4 protein-coding genes are annotated in these 3575 nt (G+C 28.5%); all 4 read right to left on the bottom strand.

Annotated features, from left to right (window positions below):
• Positions 1 to 14 precede the first annotated feature (14 nt).
• The 4 genes from ACTHW2_RS11985 to ACTHW2_RS11970 all read right to left on the bottom strand — a co-directional run bounded on the left by ACTHW2_RS11985 (position 15) and on the right by ACTHW2_RS11970 (position 3521).
• Positions 15 to 299 carry a hypothetical protein gene (locus ACTHW2_RS11985; protein WP_442264147.1) on the bottom strand — a complete coding sequence of 95 codons (285 nt, stop codon included), beginning with the start codon at positions 297 to 299 and terminating at the stop codon, positions 15 to 17.
• Positions 300 to 317: 18 nt separating this feature from the next.
• A complete protein-coding gene (locus ACTHW2_RS11980; RefSeq protein WP_442264146.1) occupies positions 318 to 2477 on the bottom strand; it encodes a DNA topoisomerase in 2160 nt (719 codons plus the stop codon).
• A 94-nt stretch (positions 2478 to 2571) separates the two neighbouring features.
• Entirely contained in the window at positions 2572 to 2727 is a 156-nt protein-coding gene (locus tag ACTHW2_RS11975) for a hypothetical protein (RefSeq protein ID WP_442264145.1), read from the bottom strand.
• Positions 2727 to 3521 (bottom strand): DegV family protein, encoded by a 795-nt coding sequence (locus ACTHW2_RS11970; RefSeq protein ID WP_442264144.1) that lies wholly within the window; start codon positions 3519 to 3521, stop codon positions 2727 to 2729. The genes ACTHW2_RS11975 and ACTHW2_RS11970 overlap by 1 nt, the downstream gene beginning before the upstream one ends.
• Positions 3522 to 3575 lie beyond the last annotated feature (54 nt).

The raw sequence follows: 3575 nt of genomic DNA, 5'->3' as shown, positions 1-3575 counted from the left end.
AGCATTATTTAAAACTATTTTTTAATATCTCTAAATACTATACCAGATAAACTTAAAGAAAGTCCTAGTATACTTAAAGCAACTATCTCGTGTACATTAAAATATTCATTTAAAAACACTACTAGTAAAGCAGCTACTAAAAAGAATAAAAGTTTATATTTATTCCTTGCACTACTTCCTTTAATTTTCTTTTGTATAGGTAAAAACAAATCAGGTTTACGACTTAATATAACTCCAAATATAATATTGAATATAAAACTAGCTATTATGATTATAACCATTCGTTTAACTATTTCCATTATCTATCTCTCTCCTTTTTATATAAATTCTAATTCCCAATTATAGTATCCTGTATTTTCATTGTATATATATTTAAAATAAGCAGAAAAAGATCTACCCTTTTTGCTTTTTAAGTTTCTAAATCCAACTTTACCATTTTTAAGAAGCAGTTCTACCATTTCCCTTGAAACTGATTTACCAAAAGACTTTATATATCTATCGTCTTTCCAAATTGTAAACTTGCATCCATTTTTCCAATTTACACATCCAAAGTTTTTTTCAGTTTCTACTACTTGGTTTCCACACATAGGACATATTCCCATGCTTTCTACTCCATCTTTTAAAGGTATTTTAAAAGAACTTAAGATAGATAGATCATTTTTTATATTATTTACTGCATCTATTGTAAATTCTTTTATTATGTCTAAAAAGTCTTCTTTTTTAAACTTATCTTTTTCTATATCTAATAAAGTCTTTTCTAATTTTCCAGTATATTCTAGGTCAAATAATTCTTTACATGGAAAAGTTTCAACTATAGTTCTTCCAAGATCAGTACAAGTTAAACTCTTGCCTTTGGCCTTTATATATCCTACATTTTTTAACTTTTTTATAGTTTCAGCACGAGTAGCAGGAGTTCCTATTGAAAATCCACTTAAAATAGATTCCATCATTTCATCTGTATCTTCTTCATCTTCTTTGAAACTTTTGCCACAGGTTTCCATTATCCTTAGGAGACTTTTTTCTATATGAAGTTTAGGTGGTCTTTTAGTAACAGTTTTTATCTTACTTTTTCCTATCTTTACTGTTTCTCCTTCAACCACCATAGGAAGTATAGTATCTTTTTTCTTTATATTCTCAACTATACGCCATCCTAAGACTGTTTGAACTTTACCTTTAGCTATAAATACACCTTTAACCTTCTCTCCATTCCCTTTACATACAAGTTTAGTTTCTTCATATTCTGCTAGAGGTAAAAACTGCATTATAAATCTATCCCTAATTGCATCATAGACTTGTTTTTCATCTGCACTTAGGTTTTTAACTTTCATATATGTTGGAACTATAGCACTATGGCCTTCTACCTTTTTATTGTTAAATATTCTCTTATTTGTAGAAAACTTAATTTGACCTTCATAGGTCAAGCCCTTCTTTAATAAATTTAAAACCTTTTTAGTCTTTTCTTTTAAACTCTCTTCCAATGCAAGACTTCCAGTCCTAGGATATGTTATGAATTTCTTTTCATATAGGGATTGTGCTACTTTCAATACTTTATCTGATGTCCAACCTTTATATTTACTTGTTATGTATCCTTGTAAATTTGATAGGTTAAACAATAAAGGTGGATAATCTCGTTTTTTAACTATTTCTTTTTCTATAATATTTGCATCCTTACCTTTTAATCTATTTTTTATATCTTCTAATACCCTTTTATTATCAAATTTTTCATTATCTTTTTCATAATAAAGACCTTCAAATTCTATATCTTCTTTTGTCTTAAAGTTTGCTAATAGTTTATAGTAGGTTGTTGCTTTAAAATTTTCTATCTCCTTATCTCTATCATATATGATTTTGAGGGTAGGAAGAAGCACTCTACCTATATTTAATATTTTTTTATCATTTGGCTTGTATTTAAGAGTTGCTACAGAAGTTAGATTTATTCCTATCATCCAGTCAGCCCATTGCCTTCCTATGCCTGCATCTTGAAGGGTTTTCATTTCACTATTAGGTTTTAAGTCTTGAAGACCTTTTTTTACTTCTTCCTCAGTCCATTCATTTAATAACATCCTATATACAGGTTTTTTCTCATTAAAATATATAAATATTTCGTCTCCTATAACTTGACCTTCTCTATCAAAGTCAGTTGCAGATATTATAGATTCTACATCTTTACGATCTACGAGAGCTTTTATTGTATTTAGCTGTTTTTTAGCACCACTATCTACAATTTTTTTATTTCTTCCATCTCTCTTTATTTTATATTTAAAATCTTCTGGAATAAAAGGGAATTTTTCTAATCTCCAAAACTTCATATTTTCATCATAATCTTTTGCATCAAATAATTCTAAAAGGTGGCCAAAAGCCCATGTTATTATGTAGTTTTCTCCTTCAAAATAACCATCTTTTCTAGATTTTATAGCTAAAGCATCTGCTATGTTTCTTGCAACTGATGGTTTTTCTGCAATAATTACTTTTTTCACCAAGTATCTCTCCTCACTAGATCCATTATATCAATATAATCGTAAAAAAATAAGAGGCAATGCCCCTTATTTAAGATTTTTATTTTATTTTTTACTAACTTTTAATTTTATCTAGTAGTTCATCTTTCTTTTCTAGTATATTTCTTAATTCATTTTTAATAAATCCATCTCTCATATGTCTCTTTTCTACAAAAAACATAGATAATCCACCGTGACCTACATGTGTTCCTACTGCTGCTCCCATCTGCATTATATATATATCTTGTCTTTAAAGTCAGTTTCAGCTTTTATTTTTTCCACTAGTTTATTTGCCATTTCTATTACTGAAGTATATCCAACAATAATAAAGTCTGTAACTTCCCTATCAACTCTTTGGTTAAACTGATTTACATAATATTTTAATACCCTATTTCTTCCTCTTTCTTTAGCAACTATGGCACCTTTTCCACCTTTCATGGTCATTATAGGTTTTACTTTTAAAAGTTTTCCTATAAATGCACTAGCATTTGTAAGCCTTCCACTTTTAATAAGGTTGTCCAGGTCATCTACACAAAGCAAATGTTTTACACGTGTTTTATAAGTCTCATTAAATTCAACTATTCTTTCAAAACTATATCCTTCTTCTATAAATTGTGCTGTCTTCATTATAAGCCATCCACTTCCATGACTCATACAAAGTGAATCTACAACATGTAGTTTTATAGAAGTATCAGGGTTTTTATCGAAAAATACATCTCTAGCTATGGTAGCTGACTGATAAGCACCACTTGTACCACTGGACATACAAATACAGAGAATTTCTGTAAAACCTTCTTCAATAGCTTTATCTATTATTTTTAAATATTCTTCTGGACTTGGCATAGAAGTAGTTGGTAATTCATCCATCCCTGACAATAGTTCATAAAAATCATCTGATGAAATATCTATTTTATCTCTATAAGATTTATCATTTATTATTATATTTAGTGGTGCTATTCCTATATTGTATCTCTCAATTATTTCCTGTGGTAGATCACATGTGGAATCTGCCATTAGTTTTATCATTTCTAGCCCCCATTTTTTATATTCGTCATTTTTAGACATTAATTTTATCTAGTA

Source organism: Tissierella sp. (genome assembly GCF_052089545.1).
Classification (GTDB): Bacteria; Bacillota; Clostridia; order Tissierellales; family Tissierellaceae; genus Tissierella_A.
This window is presented reverse-complemented; position numbering and strand designations above follow the sequence as displayed.